The sequence below is a fragment of the Exiguobacterium sp. JMULE1 genome, from assembly GCF_013337175.1.
GTDB lineage: Bacteria > Bacillota > Bacilli > Exiguobacteriales > Exiguobacteriaceae > Exiguobacterium_A > Exiguobacterium_A indicum.
This window is the reverse complement of the sequence record NZ_SGWC01000002.1, coordinates 2,614,483-2,633,239: the sequence shown is the minus strand read 5'-3', so window position 1 is coordinate 2,633,239 and position 18,757 is coordinate 2,614,483. Positions and strand designations below refer to the sequence as shown.

Annotated in this window: 15 protein-coding genes and 1 pseudogene; 12 read left to right on the top strand and 4 right to left on the bottom strand. The window is 47.1% G+C overall.

Translation table 11 applies throughout. The features are described from left to right. Positions 1-5: 5 nt before the first annotated feature. Complete coding sequence (locus EXW93_RS13875; RefSeq protein WP_035395989.1) at positions 6-428, top strand: zinc ribbon domain-containing protein; 423 nt, start codon at positions 6-8, stop codon at positions 426-428. Then, a complete protein-coding gene (locus EXW93_RS13870; protein WP_174316612.1) occupies positions 425-2,155 on the top strand; it encodes a zinc ribbon domain-containing protein in 1,731 nt (576 codons plus the stop codon). Before EXW93_RS13875 ends, EXW93_RS13870 begins: the two co-directional genes overlap by 4 nt. Positions 2,156-2,197: 42 nt before the next feature. On the opposite strand, the gene EXW93_RS13865 is transcribed toward EXW93_RS13870, so the two are convergent. Next, positions 2,198-2,881, bottom strand: a complete 684-nt coding sequence (locus EXW93_RS13865) for a hypothetical protein (RefSeq protein ID WP_174316611.1) — start codon at positions 2,879-2,881, stop codon at positions 2,198-2,200. After that, positions 2,878-3,627, bottom strand: coding sequence for a zinc ribbon domain-containing protein (locus EXW93_RS13860; protein ID WP_035395995.1), 750 nt, complete (start codon positions 3,625-3,627; stop codon positions 2,878-2,880). Before EXW93_RS13860 ends, EXW93_RS13865 begins: the two co-directional genes overlap by 4 nt. Positions 3,628-3,712: 85 nt before the next feature. Here EXW93_RS13860 and EXW93_RS13855 point away from each other — a divergent pair, with 85 nt between their 5' ends. Next, entirely contained in the window at positions 3,713-4,945 is a 1,233-nt protein-coding gene (locus EXW93_RS13855; RefSeq protein ID WP_174316610.1) for a J domain-containing protein, read from the top strand. 408 nt (positions 4,946-5,353) lie between these two features. Further along, the gene (locus tag EXW93_RS13850) at positions 5,354-6,094 is read left to right on the top strand and encodes a creatininase family protein (RefSeq protein WP_174316609.1); all 741 of its coding nucleotides are present in this window, start codon (positions 5,354-5,356) and stop codon (positions 6,092-6,094) included. Between the two features lie 72 nt (positions 6,095-6,166). On the opposite strand, the pseudogene EXW93_RS13845 reads toward EXW93_RS13850, so the two are convergent. Continuing rightward, positions 6,167-6,316, bottom strand: a pseudogene (locus EXW93_RS13845) (helix-turn-helix domain-containing protein); the annotation flags it as partial. A gap of 206 nt (positions 6,317-6,522) precedes the next feature. Beyond that, complete coding sequence (locus EXW93_RS13840) at positions 6,523-8,853, bottom strand: bifunctional diguanylate cyclase/phosphodiesterase (RefSeq protein WP_254606213.1); 2,331 nt, start codon at positions 8,851-8,853, stop codon at positions 6,523-6,525. A gap of 318 nt (positions 8,854-9,171) precedes the next feature. On the opposite strand from EXW93_RS13840, the gene EXW93_RS13835 reads away from it, so the two are divergent. The 8 genes from EXW93_RS13835 to galU all read left to right on the top strand — a co-directional run bounded on the left by EXW93_RS13835 (position 9,172) and on the right by galU (position 18,730). Then, positions 9,172-9,843, top strand: a complete 672-nt coding sequence (locus EXW93_RS13835) for a response regulator transcription factor (protein ID WP_174316608.1) — start codon at positions 9,172-9,174, stop codon at positions 9,841-9,843. Then, positions 9,840-11,225: a HAMP domain-containing sensor histidine kinase gene (locus tag EXW93_RS13830; protein ID WP_174316607.1), complete on the top strand. Its 1,386-nt coding sequence runs from the start codon at positions 9,840-9,842 to the stop codon at positions 11,223-11,225. Before EXW93_RS13835 ends, EXW93_RS13830 begins: the two co-directional genes overlap by 4 nt. Before the next feature lie 95 nt (positions 11,226-11,320). After that, a complete protein-coding gene (locus EXW93_RS13825; protein ID WP_035396010.1) occupies positions 11,321-12,097 on the top strand; it encodes a DUF3919 family protein in 777 nt (258 codons plus the stop codon). Continuing rightward, entirely contained in the window at positions 12,094-13,083 is a 990-nt protein-coding gene (locus EXW93_RS13820; RefSeq protein WP_174316606.1) for an ABC transporter substrate-binding protein, read from the top strand. The genes EXW93_RS13825 and EXW93_RS13820 overlap by 4 nt, the downstream gene beginning before the upstream one ends. 36 nt (positions 13,084-13,119) lie before the next feature. Further along, entirely contained in the window at positions 13,120-14,529 is a 1,410-nt protein-coding gene (uhpT, locus tag EXW93_RS13815) for a hexose-6-phosphate:phosphate antiporter (RefSeq protein WP_023469436.1), read from the top strand. Positions 14,530-14,708: 179 nt separating this feature from the next. Beyond that, a complete protein-coding gene (locus tag EXW93_RS13810) occupies positions 14,709-16,238 on the top strand; it encodes an FAD-dependent oxidoreductase (protein ID WP_174316605.1) in 1,530 nt (509 codons plus the stop codon). Between the two features lie 135 nt (positions 16,239-16,373). Continuing rightward, positions 16,374-17,846 (top strand): glycosyltransferase, encoded by a 1,473-nt coding sequence (locus EXW93_RS13805; protein ID WP_174316604.1) that lies wholly within the window; start codon positions 16,374-16,376, stop codon positions 17,844-17,846. 17 nt (positions 17,847-17,863) lie between these two features. Next, positions 17,864-18,730, top strand: coding sequence for a UTP--glucose-1-phosphate uridylyltransferase GalU (gene galU, locus EXW93_RS13800; protein WP_023469433.1), 867 nt, complete (start codon positions 17,864-17,866; stop codon positions 18,728-18,730). Positions 18,731-18,757: the final 27 nt, after the last annotated feature.

Below are 18,757 nucleotides of genomic sequence, written 5' to 3'. Positions count from 1 at the left end.
TACAGATGATGGATTGGCAATCAGTCAAATCACGTTTTCAAGGAATGACAGCAAAAGAATTACAGGAACAGGCCGAGCAAGCACGACGTGAGAAAGGGCGCTTGTTGTATGAAATCGGCGAGCGTCATTATATGAAGCTCCGAAGTGAAGGACGTCGTCAAGAAATCGAGGAGATTCTTGCGCAAGAAGTACTCGTATTTGGCGCTTTGTCACGGATCGACGAGATGGAAGTCGAAGCGGCTCAAAAACAATGTAAGTCATGCCGTACGACGCTTGAGCCGGGTGCGAAGTTCTGCGGGAAATGCGGTACGTCCGTCCCGCGCGAGAACGAACAAGCGAAAGTTGAATGCATGACGTGCCACACGCCACAACGAAGTGAGCAACACTACTGCACATGTTGTGGATCGGAAATGGGGCAACGTCTATGAAATATTGTTCGACCTGTGGACAAGCACATGCTCCGCACGCCCAGTACTGCGAAGTAGACGGGACACCCTTAGACAAGCAGGGTCGTCCTATCCGTTTTGAACAAGCTGCGCATTTCTGCGTCGGGTGTGGTACACAAATGGACGGTCGTTCGTCCTACTGTCCGAATTGTGGACATTCGCGTCTTGTTGCAGCGACATCGGAAGAATCGCTCGTGGATCGTCTACCGGGCATGCACGATATTCGGCAAAAGCTAAAGTCGCAAGATTGGAATGTGAATCTTCCGTGGAAAGAGCGGGGACGAGCATTCTTATCGCGATTCGATCTATCACTCGGGAATCCGAGTCTTGCGATTGGTAGTATCACCGCTGTCATCTTTTTTGCTGCCATCATCGTCTTCTTATTCGTCATGCTGGGTCTTCTCAGCGATAATCCGGCACTCGAAGGAGTTAAGACGGTGCAACAAAACATGGGAGACGACTTTAGTACGTTCGGTATGTTCTTCTTCCTCGCATTCGTTGCCCTTGCTGGTCTACAACTGACATCGAGTGAAGACTTGAAGTCGCGGTTTCTGACGGAAGTGACAGGTAACGATACGGAATATTTCTCTGAAATTCAAAAAGCCGTCAATCAGCTTGATTTTCATATTTTCTCAGGGCACTTCTTGTTGTCCTTGCCGGGGTTATTTCTTCTTATCGGAAGTGCCTGGTTACTCGAACGCGGTGGTGTCATCGGAATCAAGGCGACATCGTGGAATGAACGCATTGAACGTGCTGTCGTCTTTGCCCTGACGTTATCAGTGATCACGCTGGTCGTCGGATTGTTTGCGACGGACTTCGGAATCTTCGATCTACATCTGTTCGCCGGGATGATTCGTATTTTCATTCTATCGTTTGCTGGTGTCCTCTTATTCCAATTCATTGGTCAAACGAATCTCGACGGTTCTTGGCAGGTCGGACGGATTGCCGCGACGACGTTGATGAGCATCTACTTGTTCGGTGTCCTTCTGACATCGTTCGGGCAACTGTATTACATTAATCAGATGGATGAACTGGACGAAGTCGAATTCGGCGAATCCGCAAGCCTTGTTCTGTTGAGTGGCGCATCTCCGTTTTACGCGATGTCACAAGCAGGACAAGTCGACTTCAAGATGACTGTCTTGACGGAAGACTTCCATCTAGGTGCTGCCTTATATGGCGAAGACCGCTTAAGTGATCTGCAACGGCCGGTCGAAGAAGCCGGAGAAGCATCGAATCTCGGTCGCATTCAAGGAATTATCTACAATCAGATTGAAAATGGAGAAGAGCCGACACTCGATCCGAAAGTGACACGTTTCGATGAGACCGTGGATGCGGGACTGTTGACACGCTTCGCACAAATGGCAGATGCGTCCACGTCGTTCGAAGAAGAACAACTTGTCAATTCAAGTGTCGCCCCGTACGGCTTGATTGCTTTGATTCTGATGTTCGTCATTCACGTCGGAATCGGTTTCCGCTGGATCCGGACGTTACCTGGTGTTGCAATTTATGCTGGTGTGTTCTTGGTCGGTGGACTTCTTTTAGCTTACTTCACACAAGCACGACTTGAAATTCAATGGGACAACGATTTATTAGCCGGTATCGTCGTCTCTACGTTGACATGGTGGAATGCGTTCATGCTCTTCCTCTTCCCGTTCCTCGGCGGATTGGCAGGGTATGGATTGAGCCGCTTCAAAGATACAAAAGGATGATTCAAAAAACGCTTGTCTCCGTTTTCGAAGACAAGCGTTTTATCATAAGGATTGTTTGGTCGTCTGTTCAAAGTCGATCGTCGAGTCCTGCTCAATGCCCATACTATGGAATGTCAGGCTGCCGTCTTCATTAAACGTGATCTCTAAAGCTGACTCATAAAAGTAGAGCATCAAGCTGTTATCGGAATTAAAACGTCCGCTGTACGAATAGTCATCGAGGGGTTGTCCTTCAAAATCACGGGCATCATGAACCGTCAATGTCGCCTCACGATTCGGACGTGTCACGACATCAATCGTCGCATCGGTATAATCTTGCTCGTACTCGCCTTGATCGCTCGTCGAGTAAGTATAGGTTCCTGCCACGTCACGAAACGCCTTCTCTACTTTATTAAGAGTTCGGTGGCGGCGTGCGGCTTCGTTCGCGAGTGCTCGGTCACCAAACGTCTGGTTCATGACCCGTTCCGCGTAACGTACAGCATCGGTCGTCTGATTCATGAATAAAGCGGCCTCTAGATCATGAAACGCTTTTTGTTGTTGTGTCAGCGCAATCAGACGTTTATCCGTCGCTCCTTCTGCACGAGCTTTCTCACGCCATTGTTGTTCTTCGTAAAGGTCTCCGGAAAGCGTGCTTTGAGCACTTTGCTTTAAGTAAAGATCCGCTGAATCCTTGTTACAGCCACTTAGTACGAGAGCTGTAAAGAGAAGAGGAAGTACACGTGACATCATGAGGTAGCCTCCTTCTTGAACGTTCGTTTAATCGATGTGATGTAATACTGTTCGTCATCGAACGTGATTTCATATTCGACGCTGGCACGATGAGATGGCTGGTTTTCCATATCGAAGTCTCGTCGATCGTATGTTTCGGTCGTCTCGACATGGAAGTGTGTTTCATCAATGGCTTTTATGACGTCGAACGTCATATTCTGTAAGGCGACGTGGCTCGTTGGACTTTCTTCTGAAAAGGCGAGTCGATTGCCGAAGGACTCGCGTTCGTCCTCCGTCAAATCATCGTCTCCATAGAACAAGTCGGCATACGGTATGTATTCATCGAGTGACGAGTCGTAGTATTCCCAGTCACCGCCCGTTTCGTTTCCGATCGAAGGAAGACGCTCGGCATACGTACTCAAAAAGTGGTATAGCGAATCAGGTGATGCCGTATCAAACGTGAGGAAATCCTCAAGTTCGTCATCTGTAAGCTGGTTTCGTTGAGTCGATGAGAAACCTTCCGGCAAGACCTGATCGACATCCGCAGCGGACCGCGTCAGTTCACTTGTTTTAAACAACGGTTGTGCAGCTTGATATTTCAAGTAACCGAACGTACCTCCACCGATACAAAGCATGAGAAGTAACAATCCGATGAACCATGATTTTTTAGATGAACGGGACCGCGTCCGATGATTCTTTTGACCACAGACCGGACAATAGATCATCTGGTCATTCATCGGGGTTTGACAATTCGAACAATGTGACACAAAAAAGCACTCCTTTCTTACCTTTGTCATTATAATGTAAAATAAAGATAAAAAATAACAATATTTTTAAAAAGGAGAGGGAATTATGGATCCATATGAACGATTAGGGATATCGCGTACCTCATCGATGAAAGAATTGGAGCAAGCGTACGCTGAAAAGTTAGAAGCGCATCCAGACGAATCTGAGGAACGGACGGAAATCGAACGAGCATACGTCGTCATCAAGTATGAGAAAAAACAAAAGAATAAGCGGAATAAGCGAACGGTTGGAATCGGAGCGCTCGTTCTTCTGCTCGCTGCCGGTGGAGGGACATATTTCTTCTTGAATCAGGAAGAGACACCTCAAGCGGTCGAGCGTAAAAAACAGAATGCTTCATTCGTCATTGGTGAGGAAGAGAAGAAGAGTGAGGAGAAGACGGATTCGAAATCGTCGCAAGATCCGGAAACACAGCAAAAACCAGACTCGAAGGCAGTATCGGAACAAGACTATAAAGATATCCAAGATATTTCGACACTCTTCTTCCGAGAACTCGAAGATGCATTGACAGACCGAAGTGTCAAAGGACTTTCCGTCAGCACCGATACGTACAATCAGACATTCCAAGGAAGCTTGAATGACTTAGTCACAGGCGGATACATCTTTGACGGAGAGCTCAGCGTCAAGGACATTCCTCAAAACGACATCACGATTAAAGGAGACCAAGCAACGGTCAAAGCGACGGTCGACTATTCCTCTCGGTCGTACCAACCCTATCTACATGAACGTCCGGAATCGAGTACGATCGTCTGGGAATTGAATCTCGTCAAGTCCGGGAAAGACTGGCTCGTCAATCAGCGGAAATCTCTCTCGGATTCAGCGGACGGTAGAGGGATGGAAGTCCGGGAGTCCGTCAAAGGAGATATCATCGATACGGTTCACCAGCATGCGAAGGAATGGGAGCAGGCATATATCGATAAAGACACGTCTGCGTTCACGTTATTCACGTCGGCTGCTTACTTGAACAAACAACAAAGTTATTATGCCAGCATGAACAAACGTGGTGTCTATTGGGATGGATACCTCGATTCGGTCGAATATTCACCGACATCGATCACGGTCAGCGAAAAAGCAACGGATTTATCGGCTACGGTCGAAGCACTCTGCTATTACGAGGGTGATTATTATCGAGAAGAGGATGATTCTCTTGAGGAGAGCGACCCAGGAGAAGACGTCCCGTTCAAGTATTATCTAAAATATGATGTGAAGAATGAACGATGGTACATCGTGGATTCACAACCACTGAAATCATTTAGCCAAAATGATACGACGACCTATTAAATCGTAGAAGAACTTCTCATGAGAAACATCGTAGTAGCATCGACACTTGCTCTTATGCTCAGCTCGAAGACGTAGAACTCCCTAATGCCCTAGGAGCGGTCATCTTCAAAGAACATGATGCATCAGGAGCATGGAAATACAAAATGGCAAATGACTACAAATCAATCAGATAAAGTTTGCGAAAACGGTCGGAATCGACCGTTTTTTTCGTGCTTAGCTCTGCAGCAACGGTAACGTTATGAGAAATTGTCATGTCACGAAAGAATGATGATCTTTTATTTAGATATGTAAGAACACCATACTATTTGTATGGCATCGCATTAACAATAAATGGTTTCTTGGTGGTATAGTCGAATTATTCAGTCTTTCTAAATAAGACTTTTATAAAAATCATCAACGGGGGTACTTATGTTAAGTTTTAAAAATTCAACAACAGAAGTGAGTGACAGTGGAACGGATATTGCTATTTTATCAGTTGGAGCGACAGAACAATTTGGACCATACTTGCCAATGCATTTAGATACATTGATCGCAGAAAAATATGCCGAACACTACGGAGAAGTATTAAACGCTTATGTTTTACCAACTATTCCATTTAATACTTCAGAAGAACATGCCAATTGCAAAGGTACTATTACAGTAAGTCCAACAGTTTTAACAACAATGCTAGAAGAAATAATCGTTAATTTGAACAGACAAGGATTCAAAAAGTTCGTCCTTTGTAATGGACACGGAGGTGCATATTGGGAATCTTCATTCGTTAAACATATGAACTACAAATATCCAGAACTACTTGTAGTTACTACATATCGTTATTTAGCGTGGGAAGAAGCGTTAGAAGAAGTAAATTTAGAAGGTCACAATGAGATGCACGCAGGGTTATTATCTGTTTGTGCTGCAATGTGGCTATGTCCGGAATTAGTTAAGCTGGAATCTATGGGTTCTGATGTGCCTCCAGAAAACAGAAAGTTTGCTGACTATATGTTTTGGGATAAATTAACCGAAGATGGTTGTTGGGGTAAGTTCGATAAAGAAACATACTCTCCAAATCAACTAGCTGAAATTGGAGAAAAATTTTGGACTTCCTTTATTTCTAAAAGAGGTGAAAACTTGAAAGATATTCTCGAAGAAGCATATCTAAAAAAATGAAGATTGCTACCGCACTTCGGTTTCGGTGTTTACTCATTCACTTCGTTTACTGGCGTACTGAGGAACGTTGATCGCATTGTAGGAAGGATTCCGTTTTAGCTCACGTGAGATCGTAGACGGCTGTCGTTCAAGATGGTGAGCGATCTTTCTCATTAAAAATCCAATCTCTAGATAAGCTTCTATTTTGACTCTTTCTGATATTGTAAGATGAACATAGCTCATAACGAATCCTCTGTTGAAGTTTGTGTGGTAACTCGATTCTACACGAGGTCGTTATGAGTTTTTTTGTGTTTTCAGCTAGTTGTTACACTTAATATTACAATTCGTCTACGAATAAAGATGCTTTACTTGTTGCGTGAATGAGTACTGGCTATTGATTCATAAGGATCATGGCTATTCTAATGTAACTTCGAAAATCAAAAATATAGTCATGCACTTCCATTCGATCGAAGCATTCTTAAATATCGAAATAAGTCTTCTTCTTTTAGTGGGCGACTAAAGTAATAGCCCTGGAAGTAATCGCAACCTTCTCGAGCGAGCCAGTCTGCTTGTTCAATCGTCTCCACTCCCTCGATCAAAACTTCCATTTCCAAATTATGTCCGAGTTGAATCATCGATTGAACGATTGCTTGTTGATTCTTACCGTCAAATAATGAACTGATGAAAGAACGATCAATTTTTAACAACTGAATCGGTAAAGAACGGAGCTGTTTAAAAGACGAGTAACCGGTACCGAAATCGTCCAGTGAGACACGAATGCCCAGTTCTTGTAGTCGTGCAAGCTTATCATACGTCGTCGTCTCATACGATAAGGCGGCAGACTCCGTAATTTCGAGCTCTAGATACATGGGGTCCATCCCTGTCTCAGCAAGAATTGCCTCAACACGCATTAGAAACTTTTGACTTGCAAACTGTAGAGGTGAAACGTTGACGGCAATCGAGAACGGTCCAGGCGTGACATCTTGCCATGCCACCCATCGAAGGCAGGCAGTCCGTAACACCCAGTCACCGAGGGCATGGATTGCGCCAGTATTTTCAGCGACCGGAATGAATTCTGCTGGCGAGACAAAGCCGAGTTCATCGTGCGTCCATCGTGCTAAAACTTCAACACCTATCATTTGTTCCGTAGCCACCATGATTTTCGGTTGATAGACGAGCTCGAACTCTTCTGTTTCAAGTGCTTCAGTCATGAATTTTTCAATCTGTACGGTCCGTAAAATATCATTTCGATTCTCAATCTTGAACTCCTTAATCGTATGTTGTGCTTCATTGAACGAAGCGTGCATTGCTAGTTTTGCATACTCGATCAACTCTTGTGCGATTGTTGTGTCTTCCGGATAATGGCTAATGCCAGCTCGCATCGTAAGCGTGATGACCGTTCCATCAATATCAAACGGTTGCGATAAGGCGGCGTAACATTTCTCGGCTTTCTGTGTCGCGAGTTGACTCCGTTCGTCGCTGAGGATGACGAGAAATTCGGACGAATCGAGTCGCGCTAGGACATCTTTTTCATGAATCACCGATTGCAGTCGTTCTGCAATTTGAAGTATTAGGCTCTCTACACCTTGATGTCCGAGCATGTCACTGAGGAAACGCCAGCGGTCTACACTGAGTGCCAGACATGAAATCGGAATTGCTTGTTTGATTTGTTCTTCAATGAACAGGGTGACTTTGTCTCGATTCGGTAAATCCGTCAACCGATCGTGAAAGGCGAGATACTCGAGCTGACGCTGAGATGATACTTGATCCGTAATGTTTCGGAAGAACCAAAGCGTCTGATTCAAGTTCTCTCCCTTGAGCGGATGATTGACGACTTCAAGAATACATTTGTCGACGTGTAGTATCTGACGCGTATGATTCGGAACATCGAGACATAGAGCAGAACTATGTTCGGTTAAATACAAATGACGTTCAGGAAAGAAATGATAGAATAGTGAATTTGCATATTGAATCGTTCCATCTGGATTCGTCGTTACGACACCGTCTTCGGTTGATTCAAGAATCGTCGCTTGGACGAGATCCCGCTTGCGTAGCTGGAGATCAAATAAAACAGAAGCGAAGAAGACAATGAACAAAAACAGAGTGACAACCGAAACAAGAGTCAAAAGCATTGTCGGTTCGATCACTTGATCACTCGTGAACGATGGAATCATACGAAATTTTAAACCAAGCATACCGACGTGATGCATCCCAAAAATTGCAATTCCCATGACAAAGGCAAAGAAAACTTTTGTCTGAATCATCATCTGTTGCTTCGCATATCGAGAGAAGAAGCCAATCCAGAGCGCAGTCCAAGAAGCTGCAATCGCAATTAAAATCGATAGCAAGACATATCCTAGGTGATATTGAAGCGTCATTCCTTGCAAAGCCGCAATCCCGACATAATGCATCCCTGCGATCGCACTGCCCATTAAAAAGCCTCCGAGGACGAATGATTCACGGGACATCTGGCGTGAGACAAGATAAAATCCTAAAATACATCCAATCATCGCGATAATGACGGACAGAAAGACGAGCGGAAAAGAATAAGTGGCATCCTTCAAGGTACCATGTCCAAGCATCGCGACGAAGTGCATCGACCAGATGCCAAGACCTAAAATTGATCCACCGGCAATTAGCCAAACATGTTTTGAACGATTAGTTGCCGTTTTGACGCGACCAGCGAGCTCGATTGCGATGTAAGCGGATGTCGCTGCAATGAGATAAGACAACGTGATGAGTAAAAAGTCAGTATGAGAATGCATCGTGTGGGTTGGCATGATGGACGAAGTCACCTCGACAGAGTGGAATGATTGATCGAATTATAAAGGTGTAATCTAGATACCCTTTTTTGAGGGATCGTATACATGTTATCCAAATAATATTCTATTATTTGGATAACATGTATACGTCATGCGTCTTCTAAAAATGTATAAAAAAGTATCAAACTTATGAGGTTTTATCAAGCAATCATACAGGTGATGAGACGTTGATTATCCAAAGCATATTTATAGTTATGATGAAAGTGAGCTGACCGTGTAAACGATTCCATGATACGCTAGGAGACAGAAAAGATTGTCTAGAAAGAAGGAATTCCTATGCATATTCTTGTCATTGATGATGAGGCGAGCATCCGGCATCTCGTCAAACTACAACTTGAGCTCGATGGTCAGACGGTCGAGACGGCAGCGGACGGGGCAACGGCACTCGCATTGCAAGAGACGAAGACGTTTGATTTGATCGTCCTCGATTTGATGCTCCCGGATACGACCGGCTTCGATTTGATTCCCAAGCTGCGGAAGACGACACCTGATTTACCGATCTTGATGCTGACAGCACGTGATCAAATGAATGATAAGATCATCGGTCTGCAGCTCGGAGCGGATGATTATATGACGAAACCGTTTAATGGAACAGAGCTCGTCTTACGTGTGAAAAATTTATTGAAACGTGTAAAGACGGTCGCACCACCCATGCCTGTCGTGACGGATCCTTTCTTATCGGTTGATCCGGAAGAACGCGTCATTCGTCTCGATGGTCAACCGTTGCCGCTGACGTACCGAGAGTATGCGTTGCTCGCACTCTTCCTGACCCATCCGAAACGGGTCTTCGAGCGTGACGAACTGCTCGAACAGGTCTGGGGCTTTGACTTCTCCGGTCAGACCCGTGCCGTCGATATTATGGTCCAGCGTTTACGGAAGAAACTCGGAGCGCAAGGGGAGCGGATCAAGACGATTTACGGTGTCGGCTACAAATGGGTCGACGCATGAAGCTACGTCAAGTCATCACGGAAAACTTCGTTTTGCTCCTCGTTCCGGCACTGCTCGTTCTCTTCTTGATTCTTTATGCCTTTATTCAATCGAACCTCTATGAGAACGCCGTCGAGTCTGTCCAAAAACTGAGTCGGGAAGCAGAACTCTATACGACGAACTATCTCGCGAGCGAAGAGACGGACTCGCTCGCCGATACGGCTGTCCCAATCGCTTCATACTTAGCAGACCGGTTTGACGCGCGCGTCCAACTGTTCGGACCGAATGCGGAACTACTCGCCGATTCGGAGCGCGATCAATTACCGCTTCTCGCAGGGGACATTGATCAAGCCTTAAAAGGAAAATCGAGTTATCTGTTCCTCAAAGAGACCGATGTTCCTGTGCTATTCTTCTCGAGCCCGCTGTATGGTGAGACAGACGTCATCGGTTCAGTCCGCTTTCTCGTCGATCTCCAGACGGAAGCGGAACTGCTTCGACAATTTACCTATGTCTTCACCGGTGTGTTTCTGATGTTGATTGTGATTGCTGTTTGGACAGCGCGGCGGATGGCGAAGACGTTAATTGGACCAATCGACGATTTACGTAGCGTCTCGCATGCCTTGACGAAGGGGCATTATGCAAACGCACTTCCAGCCTATCCATACGAAGAACTGAATCGATTGGCAGCGGACTTTTCGACGCTTGCTGACGCGATTCAGCACAACATCGGACAACTGGAACAACAACGAAACGACCAACAGACATTCATCGATCACATCACCCATGAACTTCGAACACCGATGACGGCGATCATGGGCTACGTCGAGTTAATTCCGAAGCTGCCGCCAGACGAAGCAGCGCACTGTTACCACTACATCGAGATCGAGAGCCAGCGCTTATTACGACTCGTCTCGCATAATCTCGAACAGGCGAAACAACAGCGCAACGAACGCCACGCGACGTCGACGATGTTCGCACTCGATGCCTTGCTCGCAGACGCCTTATTCATCATGCAACTGCGACTTGACGGACAAGGGATTCAAGTCGAACAAGATGTTCCTTCTATTTACGTGCTCGGACAACCGGATCAGACGAAACAAGTCTTGTTAAATCTTCTCGAGAATGCCGTCAAATACAGTGACGCGATGACGGTGACGTTTTCGGGCGTTAGTACAGACACGACCCTCCGACTCATCATGACGGATGACGGGATCGGCGTTGATCCAGCGGTGCTTGCCGAATGGGAGAAGGAGCAACATAGTCTGACGACGGCGAGTGGGAATGGACTCGGTCTACCGCTTTGTCGGCGTTTGATGCAGGAACAAGGCGGCGATTTTGCACTTGAAAGTGATACGAGCGGTACACGTATCACACTTACATTCCGATTAGCCGATCAAACGTGATGTAATCGCTTACAAATGATACATTTACGAAACAATTCGACCGGATTTACGAAACAATTGCCCCGTAATCTAAGAATCAAGCAAGGAGAGGAATCATGAAAGCATCGACCATCGCCTATCTCTTCCTGATGGGGGTCTTGTTTGCCCTCGGTCTTCTTTTGCTTCAGCAGACGGTCTTCGGACGCTTACATGTCCTCGATGGACCAAAACGACTGAATGCTTCCGATGACTCGCTGCCGACGGAGTTGACATTACGTCACCGGGCATGGGGGGAGCAGACGGTAGAAGACGGAACGGAAGTCCAGCGCATCACGACGCTATTGAAGCAAATGAAGACGGTGACAAACGGGACCTGTCCGGCGGGTACGGCGACGTTTACCGGAACGCTCCGTTTCTTGAACGGAACGACGTGGACGTTCTCGCTCGGGGAAAGCATGACACTGAATGGACAATGTGTTGCAAAACGTCCCAGCACCCAAACGACGACATTAAAAGCACGGTTCTTAAACGCCTATCACGAACCGGAACAGCTCGCGCGTCAGTTTGCTGAGGCGGAAGTCGTGACATGGTATGCAGCGGGACGGTCGCGTACTCTAACCGCACGCGAGCGTGAAGACGTCAAGCGTCGCCTGGCGCAAGCAGAGCCGATGACGGACTACGAAGAAGTCGGTCAGGCACTTGATGCGAGTCAGCGGCAGCCGCGCATTCTCAAGCTTCAGCGGTTCAAGGGTGAGCAGAATACGCGTGCCAATCTGCTGAATATCACCGTATACGAGACATTGTTTAGCGTCCAGTACATGGATGATGACAATGGAAACACCTTCTATTTAAAAGGACAACTCCTGCCGACCGGGAAGGAGGCAGATCGATGAGAAAAGGAATGCTCTTCTTGCTGAGTATCATTTGTCTCATGAGCATTTGGATCGTCCGCAATAATGAACAGACGAAGCAAGGGACTGCAGCGCGGGAAACCGTCCCGCATTTGACGGCGTATGTCTCCGCGAAAGAGGATATCGGTCGCGCCTTGCTGTCGTCATATTGTGAGCAGGCGGGTTGTACGTATGAGTTCGTGCGTCTCTCGACAGAAGAACTCGTCCGGCGTGTGACGAAGGAAGCGGATCACCCGCGTGCCGACGTCATCATCGGCGGAACGTGGGATGCCCACCAGACGCTCAAACAACGCGGCTTGTCGACACCGTTCCCAAGCGACATGGATCAAGCAGAACTGCAGGATCCGGATCGCTACTGGATCGGCTATGAAGTCGAACGCTTAGCGATCGTCATTAATACAGACGTTTGGAACGAGCGGTTCGGGGCAGCACCGTATCCGAAGACGCTCGCTGACTTGACGGCAAAGCGGTATCAAGACGAGTTGATTTTGCCGGATCCGAATCATTCTGGTACCGGTGCGACGATCCTGCAAGCGGTCTTTGACGGATACGGAACGAAGGCAGAAGATGTCTTACGCCAGCTAATCGAGCGAACACGACTATTCACGGCGAACGGCTTTGCACCGACGTCGTATGTCGCCAGTGGAGAAGCGATGCTTGGGGTCAATTTCATCGGCGATCAACAATCGCTACGTGAAAAGTATTATCCGGTTAAAAGCATCCCGCTTGATACGTACTCGATCAACGCGATTTCGAAGTTAAAGGGACGGACGCAACAGAAGCAGGCGAATGCCTTCATGCGTTTCGTACTGTCGACTGACGGTCAAGCCATCCTGCGGAAAGTTTCGTACGGAACGCCGACCTATGCGATCGCGAAGACACAACCGATCCAGCAAAATATCGGGCAGGACATCGTCGCCGATTACCGGGACTATCTCCGTCGATTCAATCAGCTCCAGGACAAATGATGCGAAGACTCTGATTCAGGATAGGGGAAATGGAAGATGGGCTTCTTCAGCATCAAAAAATTGCCGAATGCGGGCATACCAATCGAAGTACAACGCAAACAATGGTTACAACAATTCTTAAAGGCCTTTTTAGTCGTCTTCTTCTCATATATGGCGATGTACCTCATCCGGAACAACTTCAAGGCAGCACAACCACTCTTGAAGGAAGAACTCGGCTTTACAACAACAGAACTTGGATATATTGGTTTTGCCTTCTCGATTACGTACGGGATCGGGAAAACGTTACTCGGGTACTTCGTTGACGGGAAAAATACGAAACGTGTCATCTCGTTCTTATTGATTTTATCTTCTCTAATTGTCACTGCGATGGGACTGTTGATGAGTGCCGGTGGAAGTCCAGTCGGTCTCTTGATGGTTTTATGGGGACTCAGTGGGTTCTTCCAATCGGTTGGGGGACCGTCGTCGTACTCGACGATTGCTCGCTGGACACCGTTTGAAAAACGCGGACGCTACCTCGGCTTCTGGAACGTTTCGCACAACATCGGTGGAGCGATTGCCGGGGGTCTCGCCCTTTGGGGAGCGAACGTCTTCTTTAACGGCAGTGTCGTCGGGATGTTCATCTTCCCAGCTGCGATCGCGCTCGTCATCGGGATCGTCGGTCTGTTCATCGGGAAGGATGATCCGGAGGAACTCGGGTGGAATCGGAGTGAAGAAATCTTCGAGGAACCGATCGAACCGGAAAATATCGCTGCTGAAAGTATGACAAAATGGCAAATCTTTAAAACGTACGTCATCTCGAACCCCTGGATCTGGACGCTCTGTATCGCGAACGTCTTCGTTTACATCGTCCGGATCGGGATTGATAACTGGGCACCACTCTACGTCACGGAACACTTGCACTTCAGCACGGAGAGTGCCGTCAATACAATCTTCTTCTTTGAAATCGGTGCGTTATGCGGCAGTATGATTTGGGGTTACGTGTCCGATTTACTCAAAGGACGCCGGGCGCTCGTTGCCGCGATCTGTCTTTTGCTGACGGCTGTCGCGGTCCTCGGTTATCGTTACGGTACGAGTGAACTCATGATTTATGCGTCATTGTTCGCACTCGGTGCGCTCATCTACGGCCCGCAGCTCTTGATCGGTGTCTCGGTCATCAGCTTTGCACCAAAACAAGCGACGACGGTCACGAACGGGATGGTCGGAACGTTCGGTTACTTGTTCGGTGATTCGATCGCAAAAGTCGGTCTCGCAAAAATCGCTGATCCGGAAACGAATGGCCTAACGATCGGTTCCGTTACGTTGCACGGTTGGAGTGACACGTTTGTCATCTTTAATGCTGCGTTACTGTTCGGTTTGATCGCCCTCGCCATTGTCGCCGTCGTCGAGGAGAAAAAGATTCGCCGCCTCGGACTGCTGGAACGCCAAGCGGACAAACTAAGTTCATGAATATGGACAGCCTCTTGATTAAAAAGGGGCTGTTTTTTGTTGCTCATATTTAAGGTCCAAAAACTTCGGATGACGTTCTTATATAAAAAATATCTTTTGTGCATGTTTTGTCGCAGACAGGGAAGCACTAATACTATCGAAGTTGATCGTTGTGCCTGTTTGAAGAGAGGAGTTTTTGTATGTCTGAATTATCCGGTTTCCCGTCATCGTATTGGAAAGCATCATCTGCTGGTGTATCGTATCCACCCCTTGAGACAGACACAAAACATGATGTCGTCATCGTTGGAGCTGGCATTGCCGGTTTAGTCACCGCTTTGCAACTCGCAGAACGAGGGTATGACGTGGGTGTTATTGAAGCAGAAGAGGTGGCAGCTGGTACGACTGGATATACGACGGCAAAGGTGTCGTCTCAACATGGTCTCATCTATGATCAATTGATCAAAAGTGTAGGAGAGGACAAAGCACGACTTTATTATCAAGCAAATGAAGAAGCTATTACGTTTCTTCGTCATCAAGTCGAACGTCTTGATCTAGCGTGTGAGCTTGAGACCCAAGACGCGTATCTGTATGTCTCTTCTTCAAAAGAGCATGCGATGGATCGTGAAATCAAAGCGTATGCTCGTCTTGAGATAAACGGTGGCGATGCGACAGATGAAGTACAGAAAAAGTTGCCGTACACCGTGAAGCGGGCGGTCGTTCTGCGCGATCAAGCACAGTTTCATCCCGTCAAGTACTTACAGGGCTTAGCAGAACATTTCGTCCGACAAGGTGGGACGCTGTATGAAAAGTCACGGGCGACGACGATTGAAAGTAATCGAACACCGACGATCGTCCTTGAGAATGGACATCGTATTGAAGCTAAGAAGGTCGTGATCGCAACCCATTTTCCGTTTCATGATTTCAAAGGATTATATTTTTCGAAGCTTGAAGTTCATCGATCGTACATCGTTTCAGGATTCGTCGACGATTCGTTTCCTGACGGTATGTTCATGAGTGCCGATCAACCAAGTCGTTCTTTACGACACACACGTACTTCGGACGGTCGTCGATTAGGACTGTTTGGTGGTGAAAATCATTTATCGGGTCACGAAACGGAAACGATGGCACGTTATCAGCACTTAGCAGATTTTGCGACGAACACCTTTCAAGTGGAAACGTTCGACCGATTTTGGTCGGCGCAGGACTTGATTACACTGGATCACATCCCGTATGTCGGTCAAATGACAGCAGATGACCCGAACGTCTTTGTCGCAACCGGATTTGCAAAATGGGGCATGACGAATGGTATTGCGGCAGGACTGTTACTCAGTGATCTTTTAACTGGGACACCGAATCGGTTTCGACATCTGTTTGATCCGACGCGATCAAAACTTAAAGCAGTCGACGCGACCCAATTCATCAAGAATAACGCGGATGTCGCGATCGAACTCGTAAAAGGGAAAGTATCAAAAGCACATCGTGACGCAAAAGATCTTCAGCCTGACGAAGGAGGACTTGTGCGGCATCATGGAAAGACAGTCGGGGGATATCGTGATCCTGCCGGAAGGCTTCATCTCGTTTCAACGACGTGTACCCATATGGGATGTGATACGAAGTGGAATGCAGCCGAACGCTCATGGGACTGTCCGTGCCATGGTTCGCGCTTTGCACACGACGGGGCAGTGATGGAAGGACCTGCTGTTAAACCGTTAAAAAAGAGGGAAGAGTAAACAATATGCTCGTTGAAGTTTCTGAGAGAGGCAGATCGGAAATAATAAAAGATGCTGAAATATGAAAAAGAAAACAGGCGACTGTCTGTCTTGACAGAGAATAGTTCGGAGAACGGGAAAAAGGAAGTGTGAATCATGCTGTATACGATGACTTCGACATTGCCGGCACAACATGGGGGACGCACGAAGTCGCTCCTCAGTCGAATCGCAATGATCGAAAAACACCTTGGCTATGCGACAACGATCCTTACAACCAACTATGATGCAGCATACGATCGTATCGTACAAATCTTTAGAGAAAAGAACATTTTAAGCGAGACGACGCAAATTGAGAATATCTATGAGTGGCTCTCCGGAAATCGATTATATGGAGCTACGACACCGTTTGTGACTTCCCGGGAAATCGAAGGATTACGAGCTGTGCAGGTAGACACAGACACAGTCCGGTACTATGACGGGGACACATATGTCTTATACCGGAAGTACCATGAAGCGAGTGATCAGCTGTCATTTGAAGATTTCATGAGTCCTGCATCGAAGAAAAAAGTCGAACGTTGGCAATATAACGATAACGGTCGATTGCATCGCAAGATTCGATACTCACCAAAAACGCATAAAAAAATTCATGAACAGTTCTATGATCAAGAAGGTCATATCTACTGCGAAAAACATTATGAGGAACAAAAACGGAATAAATTGATTTCGATTCAAACCTACCAACTTGGACGTCCTGTCCATACCTTTCAGACTGAAAAGGATTTATTTCTCTACTACTTCAATCATCGTTTGACGGATGGAGATATCGTCTTCAACGATGCGCGACTTCTCGACTGGTCATTGCTCAACTGTCAGGTAAGGACAAAAAATATTCTCGTGTTCCATAATTCTCATTTGGAATTAGATCAGCAACGAATCAAAAAATCTTACCAAACCGCTCTCGAAGGATCGGATCGTGTGGCAAAATATCTCGTCTTGACGACACATCAAAAAGACGAGATTCAAGCGCGTTTTCCGATACCGGATGATCAGTTCGCAGTCATTCCGCACTCGATCAAACCGGTCGAGATCGACCGGACGCATGTAGAGGATCAATTCTGTTTTATCGGACGCTTTGGAAAACAAAAGCAACTCGAGCACTTGCTCCGCAGTTACGCAATCTTCAAACGATCGGGACATCCGACGAAGCTTGCGCTGTATGGCGCGGATGAGGATGGACAACTAGCATTAATGAAGCAGATGATGTATTTACTGAATATCGAGGAAGATGTTCTCATTCACGACTTCACATCGACACCGGACCAAGTCTTCGCTGCGTCCCGTGCGTCGTTATTGACGAGTCGCTTTGAAGGATTCGGACTAACCGTCATGGAAAGCATTAATGTCGGCTGTCCTGTCATTGCCTACGACGTTCGGTACGGACCGCGTGAAATCATCGAAGATGGTCAAAATGGTTACCTCGTCCCTGAAGGAGACGTCACGGGATTCGCAGAAAAGATGGTCGAAATCGTCGAACGACCACTCCCACATGTGCGGACGAAACCTGGGTTATATGAAACACAAGGCATCGAAAATTACCGCAACCTGATGAACTGGCTGCATACTGAATGATCGAAGGAGCGAATGTCATGAAAAAACCAATCAAAAAAGCCATTATTCCAGCTGCGGGGCTCGGCACACGTTTTTTACCGGCAACAAAAGCCATGCCGAAAGAGATGTTACCGATTCTCGATAAACCGACGATCCAATACATCGTTGAAGAAGCCGCTGCCGCAGGAATCGAAGATATCATCATCGTGACCGGGAAACACAAGCGTGCGATCGAAGATCATTTTGATCATCAATATGAACTAGAAGCCGCACTTCAGGCGTCGGGAAAAACGGAGTTACTTGAAAAGGTATGTGCTTCGACGAATCTGGCGAATATCTTTTATGTTCGTCAAAAAGAACAGAAAGGACTTGGTCACGCGATTTGGACGGCTCGTCAATTCATCGGCGATGAACCATTCGCCGTCTTGCTCGGTGATGATATCGTCGAATCGGAGACGCCGGCGATCCGGCAGTTGATGGACGCCTACGAAGAGACCGGTCAGTCCGTCATCGGTGTTCAAGAAGTCGAACCGAAAGAAACACACCGCTACGGAATCATCGATCCGCTCGATAAAGAGGGACGACTTTATCCGGTCCGCCGATTCGTCGAGAAACCGGAGTCCGGGACGGCGCCTTCGAATCTTGCCATCATGGGTCGATACGTCTTGACGGCGGATATCTTTGATTACTTGGAAAACCAGTCGGAAGGCGCTGGAGGTGAGATCCAATTGACCGATGCGATCGAACGGTTGAACGCGGATCAAGCAGTCTATGCGTTTGATTTTGAGGGGAACCGTCATGATGTCGGTGAGAAACTCGGTTTCGTCAAGACGACGATTGAATACGCGATGAAGGATCCTGAAATGCATGAAGAATTAAAAGCGTTCCTCAAACGATTCCAGTGAATCAGACGTGTACGCCCGAGGGGGTGT

What these genes read in the sequence shown, in the direction of transcription:
- EXW93_RS13870 (WP_174316612.1), top strand. Translation starts at nt 425, where the DNA reads ATGAAATATTGTTCGACCTGTGGACAAGCACATGCTCCGCACGCCCAG.
- galU (WP_023469433.1), top strand. Translation starts at nt 17,864, where the DNA reads ATGAAAAAACCAATCAAAAAAGCCATTATTCCAGCTGCGGGGCTCGGC.
- EXW93_RS13865 (WP_174316611.1), bottom strand. Translation starts at nt 2,881, where the DNA reads ATGATGTCACGTGTACTTCCTCTTCTCTTTACAGCTCTCGTACTAAGT.
- EXW93_RS13835 (WP_174316608.1), top strand. Translation starts at nt 9,172, where the DNA reads ATGCATATTCTTGTCATTGATGATGAGGCGAGCATCCGGCATCTCGTC.
- EXW93_RS13825 (WP_035396010.1), top strand. Translation starts at nt 11,321, where the DNA reads ATGAAAGCATCGACCATCGCCTATCTCTTCCTGATGGGGGTCTTGTTT.
- EXW93_RS13875 (WP_035395989.1), top strand. Translation starts at nt 6, where the DNA reads ATGATGGATTGGCAATCAGTCAAATCACGTTTTCAAGGAATGACAGCA.
- EXW93_RS13855 (WP_174316610.1), top strand. Translation starts at nt 3,713, where the DNA reads ATGGATCCATATGAACGATTAGGGATATCGCGTACCTCATCGATGAAA.
- EXW93_RS13850 (WP_174316609.1), top strand. Translation starts at nt 5,354, where the DNA reads ATGTTAAGTTTTAAAAATTCAACAACAGAAGTGAGTGACAGTGGAACG.
- EXW93_RS13830 (WP_174316607.1), top strand. Translation starts at nt 9,840, where the DNA reads ATGAAGCTACGTCAAGTCATCACGGAAAACTTCGTTTTGCTCCTCGTT.
- EXW93_RS13840 (WP_254606213.1), bottom strand. Translation starts at nt 8,853, where the DNA reads ATGCCAACCCACACGATGCATTCTCATACTGACTTTTTACTCATCACG.
- EXW93_RS13820 (WP_174316606.1), top strand. Translation starts at nt 12,094, where the DNA reads ATGAGAAAAGGAATGCTCTTCTTGCTGAGTATCATTTGTCTCATGAGC.
- EXW93_RS13805 (WP_174316604.1), top strand. Translation starts at nt 16,374, where the DNA reads ATGCTGTATACGATGACTTCGACATTGCCGGCACAACATGGGGGACGC.
- uhpT (WP_023469436.1), top strand. Translation starts at nt 13,120, where the DNA reads ATGGGCTTCTTCAGCATCAAAAAATTGCCGAATGCGGGCATACCAATC.
- EXW93_RS13810 (WP_174316605.1), top strand. Translation starts at nt 14,709, where the DNA reads ATGTCTGAATTATCCGGTTTCCCGTCATCGTATTGGAAAGCATCATCT.